Origin of the sequence: Stenotrophomonas sp. CCNWLW162, assembly GCF_037203745.1 — a bacterium.
GTDB classification, from domain to species: Bacteria; Pseudomonadota; Gammaproteobacteria; order Xanthomonadales; family Xanthomonadaceae; genus Stenotrophomonas; species Stenotrophomonas maltophilia_AQ.
Genome location: NZ_JBBCBL010000003.1, coordinates 85054 through 106055, shown reverse-complemented (window position 1 = coordinate 106055; position 21002 = coordinate 85054). Strand labels below are relative to the sequence as shown.

Here is a 21002-nt window from a genome sequence, read left to right as displayed (position 1 = left end):
CTGGGGCTTGGCGCTTGACGAGACGCGTCACGGCCAGATCAAGCTCAGCCTGCGGCCTCCAGCCCATTGCCCGCCGCGTCCAGTCGCCACGAAACGAAGCAGCCAGACCCAGGTCGGCGTCTGCGAGGCGAGTTGCTGCAGCATGTTCACGGCCAGTCCCCTTGGTAAGTGGCGGTGCGGCGTCATCGCCATGGCGCTCACTATTCGCACTCACGCGCCCTGCAGCCAGCGGCAGCTGTCAGTCATTGGGGGTTGCTGGGCGGTAACCGGGCGCACCGAGGGTGCTCTCGATCCAATCCACATAACGCGATACCCGGACGTTGTGCACCACCTGGCCATAGAAGCCGGCTTCAAGGGCATGCTCGGGAGCAGCGGTGATCCAGGAGCCCAGGCCAACCAGTTGCCAGACGCCGTGATCCTCGATCACCAGTGGACCGCCGCTATCGCCGCTGCCCAACACGCCTTCAAGTGGCAGACCTTGCGGCGGGGCATCGAACCGATACCAGAGATAACGATCATTGCCACCGGTAATCGCGTTGTATGCCCGACGCAGCGTGGTGCGGTGCGGTCCGCCCGGTACCAGTCCCATCGCACCGTTGCCGGTGGCGCCCTTTCCGATCAAAGCGGCGACCTGCGCGACCTCGGCACTGCTGCGATACAGCACGACGGGCTGCACATCGTTCACGGGCGCTGCGAGCCGGATCAGTGCAATGTCATCCGATGTGGCCAGGAACGCGTGTATCTTCGCCGGGCTCCCTGTCGCCAGCGCCTCCTTGCCCAATGCGTCGGGCATTCTCCTGTAGCCGGGATGCACGACCACGCGCTCCACGCTGTAGTCCTTGCCATTGATGGCGATGGTCTGCCCCATCCCCTCCATCGGTGCGGCATGCGCTGCCGTCAGCACCCACTGCGACGCGATCAGAACGCCCTGCCCTTCGCCCGGCATGTCGGCCAGGGCAGGAAACTCGGTTCCATCGATCCGGTATCGGGCATCGTCCACATCGTGACGGATGACCACCGCTCCAGCAGCGAACGGCAGCGCGGCAAGCGCCAGGAACAGCCAGCGAACCATGGGAGCCTCGTCCTTGCGGTCAGTTGCTGCAAGCCTAGTTGAACACGTGGATGCTCAGCAGGCCATGTGACCAAGGCCCCGTACTGGACGACGAACACAGGGAAACTGGTTGCGGAACCATGTGCACGGCATCAGCGGCCGGTGACAGAGGCACGCCGCCGGTACTGCTCAATCCACTCCAGCGACGGCACAATGCCACCAAAAGGGAACAGATGCGGGCTGACCTGGCCATGGGTGTTCTCCAACCCATTTACCAGCCTATCAACGAAAACCTCTGGTCCTGCCGTTCCCAGCAGCCGGCCGATCGAGATGCCGTACCGGGCCAGCATCGATGCGCTGGCCCCCACGCCGCACATCGCGGCGTAGCGCAGCAGCCGCGCGATACTCGCCGGCCCCGGCACGCCGACCAGCACCGGAGCGGTGATGCCGCGGGCACGCAGCGCATCCAGCCAGGCCAGAACGACACCGGCATCGAAGCCGAACTGGGAGATGATCAGCGGCGCCATGCCCCGCGCCTCGATGGCCTGGCACTTGCGTTCCAGCACGCGCCACCGATCCTCGGCGTTCATCACCGGATGCCCTTCCGGATGCCCGCCCATGGCAACAACCTTGATGCCGCAACGCTCAAGAAGACCGGTTTCGATGATCGAAGTACTGTCGGCATACGGCCCGGCGGGCGTGGAAAGATCACCCGCGATCAGCAGGCACTTCGCTACCCCGGCTTCGCTGGCGGCACGCTCCATGAACCGCTCAAGCGCTGCACGCGACCCGATGCGGCGGGCAGAGAGATGTGGCATCGGCTCGAAGCCAAGCTCGCGCACCGTGCGTGCCGCCGCCAGCCGGGCATCGTCGTCCTCGCTCGCCAGATAGGGGATCGAGATCGTCGTTCCGGGGGCGATGCGGGCCGCCTCGGCGCGCAGTGCCGGCATGGTCTTCGCGCTCACTTCCAGCGAAAACGCGTTGATGAAGGCCTCCGCCCGGTCAGGCGTGCGTGCAGACATCAACCGCCCCCGCGCGCGTTGCTGGCAACCGGCGTGCTGTTACGCGCCAGTTCGACGAAGGCCTGCAGGTAGTCGATACCCGTATCGGCCTCACGCGCGCCCAGGTAGATCTGCTTGGGGATGCCTTTCGCACCCAGGCGCACCGGCACCACGTCCATGCGCGCGGCATACTCCTCCACCAGCCAGCGCGGCATGGCAGCCACGCCGCGACCGCTGGCCACCATCTGCATCATGATGTCGGTGGTTTCGATGGTCTTGTGGCGCCGCGGTGTGATGCCCGCCGGCAGCAGGAACTGGTTGTAGATGTCCAGGCGCTCGAACGGCACCGGGTAGCTGATCAGCACTTCCTGGCCAAGCTGGCGTGGTTTTACGTGATCCACCTTGGCCAGGGCGTGGTTCCTGGCCACCACCAGAACCTGCTCGTAGTCGAACACCGGCACGAACTTCAGCCCCGGCTTCAGCAGCGGGTCCGGCGTGACCAGCAGGTCGATCTCGTAGCCGAACAGCGCGCCGATGCCGCCGAACTGGAACTTCTGCTTGACGTCCACATCCACGTCCGGCCACGCGGCCAGGTACGGCGAGACGATCTTCAGCAACCACTGGTAGCAGGGATGGCATTCCATGCCGATGCGCAGTGCACCGCGCTCGCCCTGGGCGAACTGGCCCAGCCGCTCCTCGGCCAGGTCCAGCTGCGGCAGCACCCGATTGGCCACCGCCAGCAGGTATTGCCCGGCCTGGGTCAGGCGCAGGCTGCGGCCTTCGCGCAGCCAGACATCGGTGCCCAGCTGCTGCTCCAGCTTCTTCATGCTGTGGCTGAGCGCCGACTGGGTCAGGTTGAGTACACCGGCCGCGGCGGTGAGCGAGCCCTGCTGCTCGACCTGCTGCACGATGCTGAGGTGGATCCGTTCCAGCATGACGATGAATACCGCTCATGGATTGGTGAAGTAATACCATTTTACGTCATGGAAGGGCGTGACTAGGATCGGGTCATGCCTTCGGTTGCCTGCCAGCCCGGTCACCTCGCCGGCCTGCAGGACTGCGCCCCCGCAGATCGCCCGAAGGAGCTCCCTCCCCTGCTGAAAGCGAACAGATGACCCGCCCCCTCCGTATCGTCGCCGTTTCCGGCGGGCTGCAGCGCCCCTCCAGGGCTGCGACCCTGGCTGAGCACCTGCTGGACCTGATCGGCGAGGACGTTGCCTGCGAGCCGCACCTGATCGAGCTGGGCGAACTGGCGCCGCAGCTGGCCGGTGCGCTATGGCGCTCGCAGCTGCCCGAGGGTGTCGAGCGGCAGCTGGTGGCCGTTGAACAGGCAGACGTACTGGTGGTTGCCACGCCGGTCTACCGCGGCTCGTACACCGGCCTGTTCAAGCACTTCTTCGACTTCATCCACCAGGATGCGCTGGTCGACACCCCCATCCTGCTGGCCGCCACCGGCGGCAGCGAGCGCCACGCACTGGTGATCGACCACCAGCTGCGGCCGCTCTTCAGCTTCTTCCAGGCCCGCACCCTGCCCCTGGGCGTGTACGCCACCGACCGTGATTTCGCTGATGGCCGCGTGCACAACGACGCCCTGATCCAGCGCGCACGGCTGGCGGTGCAGCGGGCGATGCCCCTGCTTGCCCTGTCCCATCGCGCAGCGCCTGCCAATGCCGAGGCCGCTGCAGTCCTTTGAATGCCGAATGCCAGCGACCCGCATTCGGATGTCACCCCCGCAACCCGGAACGCCGCCCATGACGACCGAGAACTTCACCTTCAGCATCACGCGCATCCCCTTCAACGAGGACTACCAGCCCGCTGACGGCACGCGCATCACCACCAACTTCGCCAACCTGGCTCGCGGCGAGTCCCGCCGGGAAAACCTGCGCAACACGATCAGCATGATCAACAACCGCTTCAACGATCTGGCGCACTGGGACAACCCGAGTGCAGACCGTTACGCTGTTGAGCTGGACATCATCTCGGTGGAGATGCACATCGATGGCGGTGATGGCAGCGATCCGTTCCCGCTGATCGAAGTGCTGCGCCCGACCATTGTCGACACGCGTACCGGCGCTCGCACCGAGGGCATCGTCGGCAACAACTTCTCGTCCTATGTGCGTGACTACGATTTCAGCGTGGTGCTGCCGGCCAGCAATGAGGGCAAGGCCACCTTCGGCATTCCGGAAGGCTTCGGCGACCTGCACGGCAAGCTGTTCCAGCACTTCCTGGAATCGGAGGCCTACCGTGCCAACTTCAGCAAGGGGCCGGTGATCTGCATCAGCGTCTCCAGCAGCAAGACCTACCATCGTACCGAGAACCACCATCCGATCCTGGGCGTGGAGTACCGCCAGGGCGAGTTCTCCCCCACCGACCAGTACTTCGACAAGATGGGCCTGCAGGTGCGCTACTTCATGCCGCCGGGCAGCGTCGCGCCGCTGGCGTTCTACTTCCAGGGCGACCTGCTGGGCGATTACTCGAACCTGGAACTGATCGGCACCGTCAGCACGATGGAGGCGTTCCAGAAGATCTATCGCCCGGAGATCTACAACGCAAATTCCGTGGCCGGCAAGGTCTACCAGCCCAGCCTGAAGCACCAGGACTATTCGTCCACCCGCATCGTCTACGACCGCGAAGAGCGCAGCCAGCTGGCGGTCAAACAGGGCAAGTTCACCGAAGAACACTTCATCAAGCCGTACCGCGCCGTGCTTGAGCAGTGGGCTGCCCGCTGATCCATCGATTTCCCATTCGCCCCTCAGGACACAAGACGCAATGTCGACGAAGAAACTGCTCCCCACCTCCACCGCCGGCAGCCTGCCCAAGCCCTCCTGGTTGGCAGAGCCCGAAAAGCTCTGGTCGCCCTGGAAGCTGCAGGACGAAGGCCTGACCGAAGGCAAGCAGGATGCCCTGTGCCTGTCCCTGCAGGAGCAGCAGCACGCCGGCATCGATATCGTCAGCGACGGTGAGCAGACCCGCCAGCACTTCGTCACGACCTTCATCGAGCACCTGAACGGCGTCGATTTCGAGAAACGCGAAACCGTGCGCATCCGCAACCGTTACGACGCCAGCGTACCAACCGTAGTCGGCGCCGTGAGCCGCCCGAAGCCGGTGTTCGTGGAGGATGCGAAGTTCCTGCGCCGGCAGACCACGCAACCGATCAAGTGGGCCCTGCCCGGCCCGATGACCATGATCGACACCCTGTACGACGCGCACTACAAGAGCCGCGAGAAGCTGGCCTGGGAATTCGCGAAGATCCTCAACGAGGAAGCGAAGGAGCTGGAAGCCGCTGGCGTCGACATCATCCAGTTCGACGAGCCCGCCTTCAACGTGTTCTTCGACGAAGTGAACGACTGGGGCGTGGCCGCGCTGGAACGTGCGATCGAAGGGCTGAAGTGCGAGACCGCCGTGCACATCTGTTATGGCTACGGCATCAAGGCCAACACCGACTGGAAGCAGACCCTGGGATCGGAATGGCGCCAGTACGAGGAGTCTTTCCCGAAGCTGCAGACCTCCAACCTCGACATCATCTCGCTGGAATGCCACAACTCGCACGTACCGATCGATCTGATCGAGCTGGTGCGCGGCAAGAAGGTGATGGTCGGCGCCATCGACGTGGCCTCCAGCAAGGTGGAGACGGCTGAGGAAGTGGCCAACACCCTGCGCAAGGCGCTGCAGTTCGTGGATGCCGACAAGCTCTACCCGAGTACCAACTGTGGCATGGCACCACTGGCGCGCGAGGTGGCACGGGGCAAGCTGCAGGCGCTCAGCGCAGGGGCGAAGATCGTGCGCGAGGAGCTCTTGGCGTAGCCCCGGCCGGGAACACCCTCCCATCCGGGCGTCGGGTTGACGGAGCCTGGCCTGGTATCGGCCAGGCTCCACCCCGCCCCGGCACCTCGGCCTTGGTCAGCATCACTGAGGGCCTCGACGCCAGCGCCTCCTTGATCCGGCCCATCTCGTGCGACCCAGCCTCGGCCAGGCGCCGCGCCTGCTGCCGCTGCTGCCGCGTGGACGTCATTGGAAGTGGAGTAACGGCATCTACCAGCCGCGCCACCGCATCGCGCAACCGCAACTGCGGGCAGAGCCGGGCGGCGCACCAGCGCTCGGCGTAGCGCTTGGCCTGCCGAGCATTCGCGGCGGCCACCACCTTGGGCTGGGGTGATTTCCGCACGTCCAGGAGCAGGCGGAAACCCAACACGGCATGCGGCACGATGATGGCCACGGAGCGGCCGTTCCACCACAGATCCCAGCGGTCACCGCTTTGCACCCAGCCGGAGGGCCGGGGGGCCGTCATGAAATCTGCAGGGTCGGAAGGCGAATGCATGGCCGGAAGAATACGATTGGCCGTCGCACGGACTGAGATTGCGGGTGGCCGAAGCAACGCTGCAGCTTCAGCTCCCAGCTACGGCCTCTTCACCACTGCGGCCCTAGCAGCTTCGCCACCTCGGTTTCGAGCTTCTTTGCGGCTTCGGCCTGCGAGGCCACCTTGATGCACAGCCCGGACTGCGCGGGACCCGGAGTCAACTGGTAGCGGTTGATGGTGCCGCCGCCGTCGCCATCCAGCTCCACCCGGGCCACCAGGGTTCGGCCGTTGGCATTGAAGATCCAGTCCCGGTACTCGGACATCGTTGATTCCACGCTTGGCGCCATGAGTGGCCTTCACTCTAAGCGGAGCGACGGTGAAGAGCGCCCGAAGAAAACGTTCGCGGAGCGTGGGTGCCGGGGCCACGCGGCAAGCAGCCGAGCATGGGCTCGGCTCTACAGCTCGGGTGCACCTCACGGAGTATGATGCGGCCTTCCCCGAACTGCCGTGATTGCAGCGGGCGCGTTCCTGCGAGGTACGCGTCGGCGCCGTTGAGATACCCCGCCCGATGCTCGCTTCCTACTCCTCTTTCCTCATCTGGGTGGCCGTGGCCGTTGCCACCGTAGGCCTGCTGTTCCGGCCATTCCGCATTCCGGAGTACGTGTGGGCACTGGGGGCTGCGCTTCTGCTTCCACTGCTGGGAGCGGTGTCGTTCGGCACGACCTTGCACGCGGTGGCCGAGGGGCGCGATGTCTATCTGTTCCTGGCCGGCATGATGGTGCTGGCCGAGCTGGCCCGCCGCGAAGGGCTGTTCGACTGGCTGGCGTTGTACGCGGTCCGCCATGCGGGTGGCTCGGGACGACGCCTGTTCGACCTGGTGTTCCTGGTCGGCACGCTGGTGACCGTGTTCCTTTCCAACGATGCCACGGCGGTGGTGCTGACCCCGGCGGTCTACGCCGCCTGCAAGGCCGCCCGCGCCAACCCCCTGCCCTATCTGTTCGTCTGTGCGTTCATCGCCAACGCGGCCAGCTTCGTGCTGCCCATTTCCAACCCGGCCAACCTGGTGGTGTACGGCCAGCACATGCCCCCGCTGACGCAATGGCTGGCACAGTTCGCGCTGCCGTCGCTGGCCGCCATCGGTGCCACCTACCTGGTGCTGCGCTGGGTGCATCGGCGCGAGATCGCGCAGCCACTGGTGGCAGCCCCGGAATATCGCCCGCTGACCGAAGGCGGCCGGCTCAGCGCACTGGGCGTGCTGTTCACCGGCACCGTGCTGCTGGTGACCTCCGCGCTGAATGGCCCGCTCGGCCTGGCCACGTTCTGCGCAGGCACACTGAGCGTGGCGGTGGTGGCGATGCGCCAGCGGCGCAGTCCGTTGCCGCTGCTGCGCCATGTGTCATGGGGCGTACTGCCGCTGGTGGCCGGCCTGTTCGTGCTGGTGGAAGCGGTGGCCCAGACCGGTGTCATCCAGACGGCGGCCAGCGCGCTGCAGGCCGTGGCGCAGGCATCGCCACACCGGGCCAGCTGGCTGGCCGGTGGCGCGGCGGCATTGCTGAGCAACGTGGCCAACAATCTGCCGGTCGGCCTGGCCGCAGGCTCGCTGGGCCAGATGGCCGATCTGCCGGCACAGACCCGCGCCGCATTGCTGGTCGGCGTGGACCTGGGCCCCAACCTGTCGGTGACCGGCTCGTTGGCCACGATGCTGTGGCTGGTGGCGCTGCGCCGCGAGGGCGAGCATGTCAGCGCGCTCGACTTCCTGCGCGTCGGCGCGCTGGTGATGCCGCCTGCGCTGATCGGGGCGCTGTTGCTGCTCTAGTCGGGCAGGGTTCGGTCGCCATGACCAAACCGCTCAGCGATCACCCTCGAGATCAATCACCCGGTCAGTCTTGCTCACGATGCCGCGTCGATGGGTGATGGCCACTACGGTTACGTCATTCGCCAGTGCGCGGATATGCCCCATGATCTCGCGCTCGGTGGCTTCATCCAGCGCAGAGCTTGCCTCGTCCAGGAACAGGATTGCCGGCTCGCCATACAGTGCACGGGCTATCGCGATGCGTTGGCGTTCACCGCCGGACAACTTCAGGCCGCGCTCGCCCACCGTGGTTTCAAGGCCCTCGGGCAGTGCCTCGATCAGCGGCAGGATCGACGCCTTGCGTGCGGCATGCCGCAGCCGATCATCGTCACGCGCGCGCCCCAGCAGGATGTTGTCGGCCAGGCTTTCGTTGAGCAGGATGACATCCTGCGGAACCACCGCGACGGCGGCATGCCACGCCGCACGGTCGATCCGGGACAGGTCAACACCATCGACCAGGATCCGGCCACGCTGGGGATCGATCGAATTCAGGGCAAGCTTGAACAGCGTCGACTTCCCTGCCCCGGTTGGCCCGATCAGGAAATTGATGCCGCCACGTCCGGCCTCGAAGGAGACATCGCTTACCCCGCGACCGTTGCCATAGCGGTAGCTGACCCGCTCGAACGCCAGCCCGCCGCTTTCACCCGCAAAGCGCTGGGCATCGGCTGCCTGTCGCTCCTCGGGCGCTGCCCAGAGGGTGGAAAGCGGGGCCAGCATGCTCCACGAGCGCGCGACGTCATCGATCGAACGGGCGATCATCTCGAACGGCATGTTGAGCTGGAGCAGCAGCAGGTTGAACAGGACGATGTCGCCGACGCTCAGGCCGCCGCTCTGGTAGCGCGGCAGCAACAGGTGGAAGGTAACGATGAACTCGACCGCCAGGCCGATGCCCAGCAGCGCAATGAAGCCGATCCGCTGCAGTACATAGGCGCGCCAGCTGTCGCGCACCTCCTGGGCCTTCTGCTCGAAGCGCTGCACCATCCAGGCGCTGCCGCCGAACTGGCGCAGCGTCTCCATGGCATTCATGGCATTGCCGACGAAGCGCGCGTTCTGCTGCCCGGCCTCGACCGCCGCTTCGCGATGGATGCGGGCACGCCGGGTAGCAATCGCGGAAACGGTGACAGCCACCGTGCCGTAGACCAGCACGATCAGCACCACCTGCAGGTTGATCAGCGCGCCCAGCGTGATCAGGGTCAGCACAATCTGCAGCGCACTGGGAATGAAGGCCACCAACCCAAGCTGCACCACGATCTTCAGCGCGCCACGGCCTTTCTCCCCTGCTACTTGCAGCTCGGCGGCGTTGTAGTCCAGGAAGAAGCTGTTGGTCTTCTTCAGCAGACGGGCGAAGTAGCGGGTACTGGTGATGAAGCCGAGGTTCTCGCCGCTGAGGAACGACAGGTACTGCACCGTGTTCTGCAGGGCGCTGGCCGCGCCCAGGATGATGGCGTAGAGCAGGAATCCCCCCGCCAGGGCGCTGGCCCCGTCGATGGGCAACCGGTCGATCAGGCGCGAGAAAAGGTACGGCGCAGCAACGCTGGCCAGGCTGGACAGCAGGACACTGCCGGCGATGAGCAGCAGCAGCCTGCAGTCAGCCTTCCAGTACGCGCCCAGGATCTCAGCGACGGGTGGCGGAACAGCAGTCTTCTTCATCGGCCTTGTTCCGGCGTGGATTCAACCCTTGAATGATATGCTATAACATATCTATTCGGAGCGGCGTAGCCACGTCGCAGGCCACTTTCGGATGGGATCGATGGATCGGGGAATGACGAACGTATCCGCTGCCGCGCCACGCGCACTCATGGCCCTCAGCATTGCCGCTGCACTGCTGGCCAGCCTGCCCGCACTGGCCCAGAACTCCGGCAATGACCGCGGTTCGAAAGCGGCAGGCGCAGCGCCCAAGGCACCGACTGCGACCCTGGACCAGGTGCTGGTGGTCGGCAGCAACATCCGCGATGCCATTGGCGGCGGCGCATCCCCGATCATCGTGATCGACAAGGAGGCCATCGACCGCACCGGCGTGGCTACCGTGCAGCAGCTGTTCGAGAAACTGCCGCAGAACTTCGGCGGTGGCGCCAATGGTGCCAACGTCGCCAACCTTGGCGTCGACCGCGATACCGGCAACAACTTCGGCCAGGGCACCGCCATCAACCTGCGCGGCCTGGGAACCGGCACCACGTTGACCCTGATCAACGGCCATCGCGTGACCTCGTCGAACCGCTACCAGTACGTGGATGTCTCGCTGATACCGTTGAGCGCGGTGGAACGCGTTGAGATCCTCACCGATGGTGCCTCGGCCATCTATGGCACCGATGCGGTCGGCGGCGTGGTCAACATCGTCCTGCGCCGCGACTTCACCGGGTACGAAACTGCTGTGCGCTATGGCGCCGTCACCGCCGGCGGCATGGAAGAGTACCAGGCATCGCAGTCGGCAGGCTGGTCATGGGATGGCGGCCATGTGCTGGCCAGCTACGAGTTCCTGAAGCAGAGCAACCTGCCGGCAGTCGACAAGGATTTCTCGAAGAACGTGCGGGTCAAGCCGTACGACCTCTACCCGGGATCCAAGCGCCACAGCCTGTATGTGGACGGTGTGCAGCAGCTCAGCGATGTGCTGACCCTGAACATGACCGGCTCGTTCGCCAAGCGCGAGATGGATACCACCATTTCCGGCACCGCCGACGAAACCCGGTTGTTCCCGCACACGCGGCAGTTCGACCTGTTCGCCGGACTCACGCTGGATCTTCCGCGCGGGTGGCAGGCGCGCCTGGATTCGGGGTTCGGCAGGAGCGATGTGTCCTACCAGCGCACGACCATCACCGGCAGCTCGGCCAGTACCGCACCGCCCACCAATACCAACTCCGAATCGCGCTACCTGGACCTGGTCGCCGACGGCGAGCTGTTCACCCTGCCCGCCGGTGGGGTCCGCGCGGCATTCGGCGCGGGTTACCGCCGCGACGGCTATGAACTGATCGATCACCGCGGCCTGGAAAAGCCACTCGACCTGCAGCGCACCGTGAGGTCCGCCTTTGCCGAGCTCAACGTTCCGCTGCTGAAGGATCTGCCGGGCGTGCGCAGCCTGTCCCTGACCGCGGCAGCACGCTACGACGACTACAGCGATTTCGGTTCCACGCTGAATCCCAAGTTCGGCCTGCTGTGGGAGACGACCCAGGGGCTTTCGTTCCGCACCAGCTATGGCCGTTCCTACCGGGCGCCGGTGTACCAGGACATGCAGCTGAACAACACCGTGGTGGTGGCGAACGTGCCCAACCCAGGCGCGCCCGCTGGCAATACGATCCTGATGATGCTGTCCAACGGCAATCCGGATCTGGGGTCTGAGCGTGCCAAGACCTGGACCGGCGGCTTCTCGTTCGCGCCGCCGTCCGTGCCCGGCCTCAAGATCGACGCGAACTACTACCACATTGAATACGCTGACCGCATCGGCAGTGGTTTCGGCGGCAGCTTCCCGTCGCTGTTCCAGCAGTCAACCGCACCTTATGCAGACATCCTGACCACCAATCCCACGCAACAGCAGATCCAGCAGGCACGCCAGCTGGGCGTGTCTGGCCTGGGCCTGTTCGTCTCGCGCGTGGGGCCGTACGCGTTGCCGCCAGGCATGGACGAAACCAACAGCCAGGTGATCCTCGACAACCGCTTCCGCAACAACGCCTTTACCCGGCAGCGTGGTGTCGACTTCAGCGGATCCTATGGGTTCGACGCCGGCCAGATCCACATCGCGACGAGCCTGGCCGGGCAGTACATCATCGAATCAAAGCGTCGTGTGACCAGTACGTCACCCGAGGTGGATGCGGTGAATTCGGTGTACTACCCGGTGGACCTGAAGATGCGTGGCGGTGTCGTGCTGAGCCGGCAGCAGGCCGCGGCGGGGATCTTCGTGAACTACGTGGACAGTTACCGCGACCCCGCCAATGTCGCCCGGCCCCACGTCAGCTCCTGGACGACGGTCGATCTGAACCTCGCCTACCACTTCGGTGCATCGGCGGACCCGCAGCGTGGCACCTCGCTTGCGTTCAACGTGCAGAACCTGTTCGACCGGGATCCGCCGTTCGTCGTCAACAGCATCAATACCGGCTACGACCCCACCAATGCGACAGCGCTGGGCCGCTTCCTGTCCATGACGCTGACGCACCGCTGGTAGGCCCCCGCATGCGCGCCGACTCCCCTGCCCAGTCGCGGTCCGTAGTCGCCATCCAGCAGGCGTTCGCTGTCGCGGCAACCCAGCTCACGCTGATGTGGCGAGAGCGGCGCGTGCTGTGGCTCGCCCTCGCCCTCTTGTCCATTGCAGGTGCGTCGGTGCTCAGCAGTGCTGCACGCCTTACCCTGCAGGCGCAGGAGCGCCAGGCAATGAGCGAGGAAGAGGCGCGGCTCTGGGACAGCCAGGGCACGATCGACCCGCATAGCGCAGCACATGTGGGGCGTGCCATTGCTGCCCCGGTGCGGCCCCTGGCTGCACTGGACCCGGGGCTGACGGATTACCTGGGAACCTCGGTGTTCATCGAGGGCCACGCACAGAACCCGGCCAGGCACCGCGCCGTGGATGGCGGCACCGCACTCAGCCGCTTCGAGGGTTTCTCTGCGGCGTGGGCGCTGCAGGTCGTGGCGCCGCTGCTGATCATCCTGGCCGGCTTCGCCACACTGTCCGGCGATGTGGCCCGCGAGACGCTGCGCCAGGAACTCGGTACCGGCGCCTCGGCCGGCGTGCTGATCTCTGGACGCTTGATTGCCCTGGCGGCCGCCTCGCTGCTGCTGGTGATGGCCATGCTGCTGATCAGTCTTCCGGGGCTGTCCATCCAGTACGGCGGCGCCACGGATCTTGCCGCCCTGCTCGCACTGGCTACCGCCTACCTGCTCTATCTGCTGGTGTTCTGTGCACTAACCGTGGGGGTGTCGGCACTTGCCGGCTCGGCACGAACGTCACTGGTCGTGCTGCTGGGCTTCTGGGTGGTGTCCACACTGCTGCTGCCGAGGGTGGCGCCTGCGGTCGCCGAGTCTCTGTACCCGACTCCTTCGGCACCGTCGTTCAGGGCCGGCGTGACCGAGGAAGCGGAGAACGGCGTGGATGGCCATGACCCGGCCGACAAACGCCTTGATGCCCTGCGCGCCGCGTTGATGGCACGCTACCGCGTCGACAGCGTTGACGACCTGCCGCTGAACTTCCGCGGCGTGGCGCTTGAGTTTGCCGAGGCCAACTCGACGCGCGTCTACAATCGCCATTTCGATCGCCTGCATGCCACCTACCAGCAGCAGGACGCCATCCAGCGCCTGTTTGGCCTTGCCTCGCCGACACTGGCGCTGCAGTCCTGGTCGCGCGCCATCGCCGGCACGGATTTCCCGGCGCATCTGGCATTCCTGCGCGGCGTGGAGGACTACCGCTATCGGTTGATCCAGGCACTCAACCAGGAAGTAAAGCTGCACAAGGCACCACAGGGCGGGAAGCACGTGGCCGACATCGCCGGCATCACCCGGTCGGTGCAGTACCGGCCACCACAGCAGACCCTGGCTGGCATCGCTGCCGCGCAAGGCGTGAATCTCGCCATTCTGCTGGCCTGGCTGCTGCTGGGTTGCGCGGTGGTCGCCCTCTCGGCGCGGCGGCTGGGGAGATCGCCATGAGCGTTGCGTCGATTGCACGCTACGAGATCCGCCGATTGCTGCGTGATCGAGCGCTGCCGGTGCTGCTTGTCCTGCTGCTCGGGCTGGGTGCCTACGCCGCGTGGAACGGCCGCGCATGGGTGGACCAGCGTGAGGCGGCCATCGCCCTGATCAAGCAGGAAGAGCAACAGACGAAGGAGCGCAGCCGGGCATTCGTCGGCAAGGCGCCCTCGGTGCTGCCCCGCGCCCAGCCGGTGCTTCCGCCCGGCGCCATGGCAGCGCTGTCGATCGGCCAGGCAGACGCCTATCCGTACACCGCCGATGTGGTCGCGCTGGGCGATCCGACCCAGCTGCTCAAGCACGTCTGGGCCGACATCGGCAATCCGGCAGCACGGGCTGCGGGACGGTTCGACCTGGCGTTCGTGATCGTCTTCCTGCTGCCGCTGGTCATTCTCGTCGTCACCCATGATCTGTGGTCCCGCGAGCGCGAGCGTGGCATCGCTGCGCTGGTGCTGTCGCAGCCGGTGTCAGCAACACGGCTTCTGGTGGTCAAGTTGCTGGCCCGTGGCCTGGCGGTGCTGCTGCCCGCACTGGCCATCATCCTCGCGGTGGCGATCGGGGCCGGCGCGCACAGTCCTGCGGGCCTGGCCGTGCTGGCGCTGACCGTCCTCCTCTACGGCGCGTTCTGGCTGGCCCTTGCACTGCTGATCGGTTGCCTTGCCCGGCGCACCACCGAGGCGGCCATCGCCGCTGGCGCGCTGTGGCTGCTGATCGTGGTCATGGCACCGTCGCTGACCCTGGCCACGGTGAACCTGATCGCGCCGCCGCCGTCACAGATGCAGTTCGCCACCGAAGTGAAAGCGATGCAGTCCGATATCGCCAAGCGCCAGCAACGTGAGCATGCGAACTCGGTGCCACTGGCTTCTTCGTCATCCCTCATCCCCGATACAGTGCGCCAGGCCTATGCCGACCGCGTTGCGGCCGACCGGGAACTGGCCCGTTTGATGGTCTCGCATGCGCAGGCCGAGGCCGCACATCGCCAGCTTCTGGACCGGCTGCGGCTGCTGCTGCCGGCCGTGGCAACGCAGGACGCGCTTGACCGAATCGCAGGCTCGGATGCCGACCGCGCGCTCGACTTCCAGCATCAGGTCCACACCTTCTGGCAGGCACGAAGGCTGTTGCACAAGGCCTATCTGGACCGTGACGCGCCGCAGACCCTTGAAGAGTACGACGCACTGCCCCGCTTCCAATACCGCGAGCACGTGGGCGTCGTCCGGTCCGGTGTCCTGGCCGATCTTGCTGCCTTGATCATCGCCACCCTGCTTGTCCTGCTTGCGGCCGGAGCACTGCGCAGCCGGCTGGCAACGCCCTGAGGAGACGTCCACATGCTGTCTGCAAAAAGCCTGGTCATGGAACACGGTGCACATCGGGCGCTGGATGATGTCAGCTTCGAGGTGCGGCCCGGCGAGATCTTCTGCCTGCTGGGCGCCAACGGCGCCGGCAAGTCGACGACCATCAAGCTGTTCCTTGGCTTTCTGAAACCCACCTCCGGTGCGGCCGAAGTGGACGGTCTCAGTGCGCAGCAGCGGCCGCAGGAGGTACGCCGACGGCTGCTGTACATCCCCGAGACCGTGGCGCTGTACGACGAGCTGACCGGCTACGAGAATCTGGACTATTTCGCCCGCCTGGCCGGTGTCGAGGAACGCTCGCCTGCGCGACTGAAGGACGCACTCAGGTCCGCCGGCCTGGCGACCGACGCATTCGGGCGACGCGTGGGTCTCTATTCCAAGGGCATGCGGCAGAAGGTCGGCATCGCACTGGCCATCGTCAAGGAAGCCAGGGCGCTGCTTCTCGATGAACCCACCTCGGGCCTGGATCCTGCGGCGTCAGCCGAGTTCCATGAGCTGATCGTGCGGCAGCGCGATAGCGGCACGGCGATCCTGATGGCCACCCACGATCTGTTCCGCGCCCGTGAAGTCGCGACCACGATTGGCCTGATGCAGGCCGGGCGCCTGCGCAGGACGCTGGATGCCAGCGCGATCACCGCGAACGATCTTGAGAATCTCTATCTGGAAGAGATGAGCCGGAGCGCCTAGGCGGCTCCGGCAACCGGCTCGCCTGCGTGGCCGGACCAGCGCCGCAGCCACGCCTCGATGTTGATCTGAGGGCCGAAGATGCCCAGCACCTGCGACGAGTGATCCGGACTGACCTGCTGGATACCCGTATCGGCCAGCGCGCTGTCGAGATAGCCGCGCTTGGCCAGCATGCCGTCAACCAGCAGATTCCTGATGAACCGCTGGTGCCCCTGGGTGACCGCCACGGAGTGATCATCCAGATAGGATTTTACCTTCCGCGACAGCAGCGCATCCGGCAACAGTCCCTTCATTGCACGCCGCGCGATGGTGCGGTCTTCTGCGTCCGCGATGAGCAGGTGCAGCGGGATGCGCGCGAACAGTTCAACAAGCGGCTGCGCACTGATCGGCGATACACCATGCCAGTGGCCGGCGCCTTCGAACGGATCAAGGACGCTGGTCGGGAATACCATCCGGCCGATATGGGCCAGCTTGTAGGGTGATACGAGATGGCCCTGCGCCTGCGCATGCCGCAACCAGGCCGGCTGCATGCCATCCTGTTCGGCGCGGTCCACCCGCACCCATGGGCAGGGCTTGCCCCAACGGCCATTGATGCTGCCCGGCCGCTTCAGCAGGCCATGCACGGCCGCGTCCTTCAGTACACCGTACAGAGAATCGCCGGACTGCGCGGTTTCGAACGCCACGCGAAAGAACGTCCGGTCGATGCCACGTCGCCAGGCGTAGTCGATCGCAGCGGCGTTGCCCTTGAAGCGCAGGAACACCGCGTCGCCGCCGACGCCGGTGAACTGCACGGTGTTGCCGTCGAAGTCCACGTCACGGCGATGGAGCAGATAGCCGGAGCAATGCGCCGGCCGGGCCGTGCGCGGGAAGGCCATGATCTCTTCCAACGCGCAGTGTGGCTGCCGCCGGTACTCGATGAATTCGCAGTTCCTGCCCGACGATTCACGGACCCCTGCCACGGCCATGCGTGCGAACAGCCGTTCATCGGCACCGATGCCGTCATCGTAATGATGGATGCAGGTCACCTCGGGCGCCGAGGGCGCGTGCAGCAGACCGGCCAGGATGATCGAGGAGTCCAGTCCGCCCGACAGCTGCAGCTGGATGCGCCGGTGCTGGCTGGCCAGCGCGCCGATACAGCCCAGCAGCGTCGAACGGGCCAGTTGCACGGCCTCCTCAATGTCCTCGATCGGTTCATCGCGGGCCATCCGCACCACGTCCCACTGGCACTGCCGGCCCACCGGTTCGCCGTTCCGGATCGAAATCGCCTCACCGGCTTCGACGGCAGTGACTTCCTCAAAGCCGGTCTGCAGGCCATCACGAAACGGATACAGCAGCGAATAGGACAGGAACGACCAGTCGACGTTGAAATCGCGCAAGCCCAGCAACAGGCAGTCTTCCATGTTGGAGAAGACCACCGTCAGCTGGCCCACTGTGGTCATGTAGCACGGGATCTCCGCAGTGGGATCGCGCAGGACGAACCAGCTCGAAGTTTCCTGCTGGAAGCCCAGCGCCACGTAGCGGCCCCAGCACCGTTCGACGATGCTGCGCCCCTGGCTGCTGCAGGCGTCGTCCGCTGTCTCGGCATCCAGGCTCACGCAACCAGGCACGGTGCCTGCGCCGAAATCCTTGTGGAACAGCTTGCCGAGTACTACCAGGGAGTTCGCACGACGGCATTCGAAATAGCCGTGGTTGTCACTCTGCGCATGGATCGCTGCGCCATTGCCATTCATCACGCAGGCAATGCCGGGCAGCCTGGCGCCGATCCTCTCCACGATTCGTTCCGCCTGCGCCGTCGCGGATTCCGAGTGGGTGTTCCAGAGCACGGCGATGTATCGGTACATGGCAGGTTTCGTTACAGCACCAGGATGGGAACCATCCGGCGCAGGTTGAAGGGAATGTCGGTCAGCACCTGATCGCCATGCTGCAGCCAGCAATGCGCGGCGAACGGCTGGGTTCTGACCGCGAACACCCAGCGCGGAACGATGCCGTACTTCGACAGGAACTCGCGCATCGCCAGGCAGTAGAGAAAGCACTCATCGGTCTTCCTGAAGGCCAAGGGTCGAAGCCAGTCGAACACCCGAACCCGCGACGCCAGTTCTTCGATGCTCACGTGCGTGTCGTGGTCGTGATCCGTTCGACGGCTCGCGGCAGACACCGTGGCACTGAAAGGAAGGAATGTTCTGCTGCAGGCGGCATAGGCACACGAGACAATGAAACGACGCAGGTCCCGCGCCATGATCGGTGGACGGCCACGAGGCGCGCCCTCGCGCACCCAATGCCGTGGCAGCGTAATGGCAGGGCTGGCGGCGGATTTGCCCTGCAGCGGGTCTGCTGTGATCAAACGGCGGTCGATCAGGGCCTGCAGTAGCGTGGGAATGCTTGCGCCATCGGACCGCAGCGGCCAATCGAGAATGAGGTTGCCAAGGCCTGCGGCGCCGCGTCTTTCAAGGGAAAGATACCTGCCCGTGGCCTGATCCAGGATCACCATGGCATCGCCGGTGACGCAGACGTGGGCGTGCTTTGACAGGAAGTAAGGGGCGGCAGCCTGCTCCATCATGCGCTCCTGCGTCGGAACCGGAGAAGCGGTGCATGCAGGGCATGCACCGCAGATGCGACGTTGTGCGGAAGATCAGGGCGACGTGGTCGGGAACACGCCATCCCACAACGTGCCGTGGTTGTGCGCCTTCGTTTCCGAAACCACCGAGCCGAGCTCGATCAGTTCGCCACCCACGCCCTGTTCTTCAGGGTTCTGCTGTCCTGCCACTACACCCAGCTCAATCAGCTCGTTCATGAACATCTCCTCTAGTCAGTGGATGTATCCACGCATTGCATTGGATCGCGTTGCATTGGATACGGAGCAGCCAAGCCACCATCGCCGCACATTGCACAGCGATTGCCGCCAAGGCACTCAAATGTTACGATATAACATATTATTTTGGCGTGATGAACGACGCCACCTGCCCGTTGTCGATACGACCCATGAGAGGCAAGAGGGATGAACACCGAGATCAGTGACGACAGCCTGGATCCCACGCTTCTGTTGAAGGGAGTGTTTCCTCTGCCGAAGTTCATCCGCTTCGTCAGGGAGCGCTGCCCACCGGCAAGTTTCGACGAGGCCGCGCTCGTGGAGGATTGGCGGACGGCCCGCGCCGAGGTGCTGCGGCTGCAGCGGGAGGAAGGCGATGCGGCAGACGCGATCGGTATCCATGCGCTGCCGGAAGAAATGCTGCCGCTGGCTGAGCAGGCGCTGCGACAACCCTCGATGCATCGGATGACGAGTGTCCTGCCGCGCCGTTGGCAGATGGTCGAGATCGATCGACTGGTGATCTTCCAGGAATGCATCAATCTTCGCCACATCGACCAGCTGGCGGCTGCAGTGACTGCCTCACCCACCGCGCAGGAGATCATGCAGCTTGTCGCTCGCAGCGGCAGCCATGCACATCCGGAAGTGCGGTTCACCCAGTCCGATGGCAGCTACACCTTCGCGTCCACCTCGAACGACCTGCGCTTCCTCGACGTGGCGACCCTCGATCCGGCTGGCATCGCCAACTATGAACCATTCGGCGCAGCCAGCCACGCCGTCGTCATCTATCTCGGTTTCAGCGACAACCTGATCAGTGCGACGCGCTTTGGCAGCCGTATCATCCTGACCAACGGTTCCCATCGCTTGTACCTGCTGCGCAAGCTCGGCTTCCGGCATGCACCCTGCCTCGTGACCGATGCCACCGACAGCGATCTCAGCGAGGTTCTGCTGCCGGCAGCGGTCAAGCAGGATCGCGCGTTCTATCTGTCTTCGCCGCGGCCGCCGCTGTTCAAGGATTATGTCGACCCGCGCCTGACCTGCGTGGTACCGGTTACCCGCAAGCACTACGCCCTGCGGGCCAAGCTCGACCTGCAGAGGATCACGGTTCCGGCGTTGTAGCTCGCGCCCACGTGGTGATTGCCTGGCCCGGCTGAAGATATGGCCGGATTGGTGAATCACCTGGCGGAACTGTCGAATGACGCCCTTCGGCTTGCCGCCTACGCTACCGATCCTCGAACAGAGAGGATGCCAACGTGAGCGAGAAAGCACTGGCTGCCGAAGCAGGAAGGACGGATCCACCCATCATCCATGTCCTGATGGGGCTGATCTGTGTCTGGCACAGGCGCGAACCGGGATCGGCACGCGATGACGAGTAAGCGCCACCGTGCTGCCCGGCGTGGCTTTGGGGCGTAGGTACCAGCGTGGAGATTTCGATTGCGGGGCTGAGCGAGGTTGGGCCCGACTATCCGGACCGTGTCGATCTTCCGGTGATGGTGCTTGGGCTGGACCCCATTCCAGATGCCTGGCAGATGCCCTTCCATGCGCATCGGAAGGCGCAGCTGCTGGTCGCCACGCGTGGCTTGATCATGCTGGAGACCGCGGCTGGCCTGTGGGTGGTTCCGCCACAGGGCGCGATCTGGATCCCCGGTGGGTTGTCCCATCGCGCCAGCAGCAGTGGACGGCCGCACGGCTTCGTGGTGTTCGTGGAACCCGGGGCGGCTCCGGAACTGCCAACGCAATGCGCTGCGATGGCGATCACTCCGTTCATGCAGGCCCTGCTGGAGCGCGCGTCCAACCTTCCCCAGCAGTATGCGTCCGGCAGCGCGCAGGACCGCCTGATGGGCGTGTTCCTGGATGAGCTGATTGCTGCGCCGCCGGAGTGGCTCCATCTACCCATGCCATCCGATGCAAGGTTGCGCCGGCTGGCCAATGCGATGCTGGACACGCCAGCCGAACGAGCAACGCTTGAGGTCTGGGCGAGCCGGATCGGCATGAGCGAGCGCAACATGTCGCGCCTGTTCTCCGGCGAAACCGGCCTGAGCGTGAGACGCTGGCGCCGGCAGCTGCATGTGGTGGTCGCGCTGCCGCTGCTGGCCAAGGGCCGGACGGTGCAGGCCATCGCCGATGACCTGGGCTACGACAGTGCCGGGGCGTTCGTGACCATGTTCCGCAAAACCGTGGGCGCGCCCCCCAAACGCTTCCTGGCGGAACGAGGCACTCGGCAGCAGGCATCGGACGCCGACGATCAGCGGCCACAGGAGCCACGTTGACGGATGCGGGAGCGCATTGCTCCCGCACCGG

The 21002-nt window shown here is 65.3% G+C and carries 19 protein-coding genes; 10 read left to right on the top strand and 9 right to left on the bottom strand.

The genetic code is table 11. The annotated features are described in order from the left end of the window. Positions 1-238: 238 nt before the first annotated feature. From V9K93_RS09345 to V9K93_RS09335, 3 genes are all read right to left on the bottom strand, one after another. Positions 239-1072, bottom strand: coding sequence for a S1 family peptidase (locus V9K93_RS09345; RefSeq protein WP_337302434.1), 834 nt, complete (start codon positions 1070-1072; stop codon positions 239-241). Between the two features lie 131 nt (positions 1073-1203). Continuing rightward, entirely contained in the window at positions 1204-2073 is an 870-nt protein-coding gene (locus tag V9K93_RS09340) for a methylenetetrahydrofolate reductase (protein WP_136638024.1), read from the bottom strand. Beyond that, complete coding sequence (locus V9K93_RS09335) at positions 2073-2987, bottom strand: LysR family transcriptional regulator (RefSeq protein ID WP_046985536.1); 915 nt, start codon at positions 2985-2987, stop codon at positions 2073-2075. The genes V9K93_RS09340 and V9K93_RS09335 overlap by 1 nt, the downstream gene beginning before the upstream one ends. A gap of 176 nt (positions 2988-3163) precedes the next feature. On the opposite strand from V9K93_RS09335, the gene msuE reads away from it, so the two are divergent. Genes msuE through V9K93_RS09320 form a run of 3 tightly spaced genes read left to right on the top strand, consistent with a single transcriptional unit; the run spans position 3164 to position 5856 of the window. Beyond that, entirely contained in the window at positions 3164-3745 is a 582-nt protein-coding gene (gene msuE, locus V9K93_RS09330) for an FMN reductase (protein WP_046985537.1), read from the top strand. 58 nt (positions 3746-3803) lie between these two features. After that, on the top strand, positions 3804-4781 hold the full coding sequence (locus tag V9K93_RS09325) for a DUF1852 domain-containing protein (RefSeq protein ID WP_337302433.1): 978 nt from the start codon (positions 3804-3806) through the stop codon (positions 4779-4781). A gap of 40 nt (positions 4782-4821) precedes the next feature. Further along, complete coding sequence (locus V9K93_RS09320; RefSeq protein ID WP_337302432.1) at positions 4822-5856, top strand: methionine synthase; 1035 nt, start codon at positions 4822-4824, stop codon at positions 5854-5856. On the opposite strand, the gene V9K93_RS09315 is transcribed toward V9K93_RS09320, so the two are convergent. Both V9K93_RS09315 and V9K93_RS09310 read right to left on the bottom strand, forming a co-directional pair. Further along, positions 5813-6370, bottom strand: a complete 558-nt coding sequence (locus V9K93_RS09315; protein ID WP_248298403.1) for a hypothetical protein — start codon at positions 6368-6370, stop codon at positions 5813-5815. The genes V9K93_RS09320 and V9K93_RS09315 overlap by 44 nt on opposite strands. An 89-nt stretch (positions 6371-6459) precedes the next feature. Further along, positions 6460-6672 (bottom strand): hypothetical protein, encoded by a 213-nt coding sequence (locus V9K93_RS09310; protein WP_046985540.1) that lies wholly within the window; start codon positions 6670-6672, stop codon positions 6460-6462. 245 nt (positions 6673-6917) lie between these two features. Between V9K93_RS09310 and V9K93_RS09305 the strand changes: the two genes are divergently transcribed. Continuing rightward, entirely contained in the window at positions 6918-8165 is a 1248-nt protein-coding gene (locus V9K93_RS09305) for an arsenic transporter (protein WP_295380884.1), read from the top strand. 33 nt (positions 8166-8198) lie between these two features. On the opposite strand, the gene V9K93_RS09300 is transcribed toward V9K93_RS09305, so the two are convergent. Further along, complete coding sequence (locus tag V9K93_RS09300) at positions 8199-9851, bottom strand: ABC transporter ATP-binding protein (RefSeq protein ID WP_337302431.1); 1653 nt, start codon at positions 9849-9851, stop codon at positions 8199-8201. A 112-nt stretch (positions 9852-9963) separates the two neighbouring features. Between V9K93_RS09300 and V9K93_RS09295 the strand changes: the two genes are divergently transcribed. The 4 genes from V9K93_RS09295 to V9K93_RS09280 are packed head-to-tail and all read left to right on the top strand — an operon-like array spanning position 9964 to position 15901. Then, positions 9964-12354 carry a TonB-dependent receptor plug domain-containing protein gene (locus V9K93_RS09295; protein WP_337302430.1) on the top strand — a complete coding sequence of 797 codons (2391 nt, stop codon included), beginning with the start codon at positions 9964-9966 and terminating at the stop codon, positions 12352-12354. An 8-nt stretch (positions 12355-12362) separates the two neighbouring features. Further along, positions 12363-13826: a DUF3526 domain-containing protein gene (locus V9K93_RS09290; RefSeq protein WP_337302429.1), complete on the top strand. Its 1464-nt coding sequence runs from the start codon at positions 12363-12365 to the stop codon at positions 13824-13826. Beyond that, positions 13823-15178, top strand: a complete 1356-nt coding sequence (locus V9K93_RS09285; protein WP_337302428.1) for an ABC transporter permease subunit — start codon at positions 13823-13825, stop codon at positions 15176-15178. Before V9K93_RS09290 ends, V9K93_RS09285 begins: the two co-directional genes overlap by 4 nt. Before the next feature lie 12 nt (positions 15179-15190). Then, the gene (locus V9K93_RS09280; protein WP_046985546.1) at positions 15191-15901 is read left to right on the top strand and encodes an ABC transporter ATP-binding protein; all 711 of its coding nucleotides are present in this window, start codon (positions 15191-15193) and stop codon (positions 15899-15901) included. Here the strand turns inward: V9K93_RS09280 and V9K93_RS09275 are convergent. The 3 genes from V9K93_RS09275 to V9K93_RS09265 all read right to left on the bottom strand — a co-directional run bounded on the left by V9K93_RS09275 (position 15898) and on the right by V9K93_RS09265 (position 18689). Continuing rightward, a complete protein-coding gene (locus V9K93_RS09275; protein ID WP_337302427.1) occupies positions 15898-17739 on the bottom strand; it encodes an asparagine synthase-related protein in 1842 nt (613 codons plus the stop codon). The genes V9K93_RS09280 and V9K93_RS09275 overlap by 4 nt on opposite strands. An 11-nt stretch (positions 17740-17750) precedes the next feature. Continuing rightward, a complete protein-coding gene (locus tag V9K93_RS09270) occupies positions 17751-18452 on the bottom strand; it encodes a lasso peptide biosynthesis B2 protein (RefSeq protein ID WP_253077992.1) in 702 nt (233 codons plus the stop codon). A 75-nt stretch (positions 18453-18527) separates the two neighbouring features. After that, positions 18528-18689 (bottom strand): hypothetical protein, encoded by a 162-nt coding sequence (locus tag V9K93_RS09265; protein WP_169050313.1) that lies wholly within the window; start codon positions 18687-18689, stop codon positions 18528-18530. A 204-nt stretch (positions 18690-18893) separates the two neighbouring features. On the opposite strand from V9K93_RS09265, the gene V9K93_RS09260 reads away from it, so the two are divergent. Beyond that, positions 18894-19820: a hypothetical protein gene (locus V9K93_RS09260; RefSeq protein ID WP_337302426.1), complete on the top strand. Its 927-nt coding sequence runs from the start codon at positions 18894-18896 to the stop codon at positions 19818-19820. Positions 19821-20122: 302 nt separating this feature from the next. Continuing rightward, on the top strand, positions 20123-20971 hold the full coding sequence (locus tag V9K93_RS09255; RefSeq protein WP_046985550.1) for an AraC family transcriptional regulator: 849 nt from the start codon (positions 20123-20125) through the stop codon (positions 20969-20971). Positions 20972-21002: the final 31 nt, after the last annotated feature.